This window comes from Cyclobacterium qasimii M12-11B, assembly GCF_000427295.1.
Lineage (GTDB): Bacteria > Bacteroidota > Bacteroidia > Cytophagales > Cyclobacteriaceae > Cyclobacterium > Cyclobacterium qasimii.
This window is the reverse complement of the sequence record NZ_ATNM01000125.1, coordinates 1-757: the sequence shown is the minus strand read 5'-3', so window position 1 is coordinate 757 and position 757 is coordinate 1. Positions and strand designations below refer to the sequence as shown.

Sequence of the window (757 nt, the reverse complement as noted above, 5' to 3'; positions counted from 1 at the left end):
TTATTAGTCGCGTCGTTTGAAGGTGATCAAATTATTATCACTAATGATTTAGTGACCAAACAAGTACAAAGCAAAGCCGCTCGTTACGACAAAGCTGGCGAACAACATTACGATATTATTTCGGCATTTATAAAATCGATTCGTGGTAGCGATCCTAATGCTGCTGTATATTATTTAGCTAGAATGATTGAAGGAGGAGAAGACGTTAAGTTTATTGCCAGACGATTATTAATTTTATCTAGTGAAGATATTGGTAATGCTAATCCGACAGCTTTAGTGATTGCGAATAACACGTTTCAGGCTGTATCTGTTATAGGTAATCCTGAATCTCGAATTATATTAAGTCAATGCGCCACCTATTTAGCAAGTTCTCCAAAAAGTAATGCGGCCTATGAAGCTATTGGAAAAGCACAACAATTAGTGAAAGACACTGGAGATTTATCAGTTCCGATTGCGATGAGAAATGCACCAACGAAGCTGGTGAAAGAGCTCGGTTATGGTGATACCTACAAATATTCGCACAGTTACGAAAACAATTTCGCGGCTCAAGAATTTCTTCCTGAAGAAATAGCCAACTACTAAATTATACAACCCAGGTAATAATGCTCGCGAGCAAGCCCCAACGCAATCATTTAAAGATGCCTTTTGGAAAGAGGAGTATGGGTATTAGTTGTTGGTTGTTGGTTGTTGGTTGTTTGGTTTGTTGGTTGTTGGTTGTTGAAAAAATCAGAATTTAATATTCAATTTTTTCTCTATT

The 757-nt window shown here is 37.1% G+C and carries 1 pseudogene; it reads left to right on the top strand.

Going from position 1 to position 757, the window contains the following annotated elements:
* A pseudogene (locus ADICYQ_RS15245) lies at positions 1 to 670 on the top strand (AAA family ATPase); the annotation flags it as partial.
* Positions 671 to 757 lie beyond the last annotated feature (87 nt).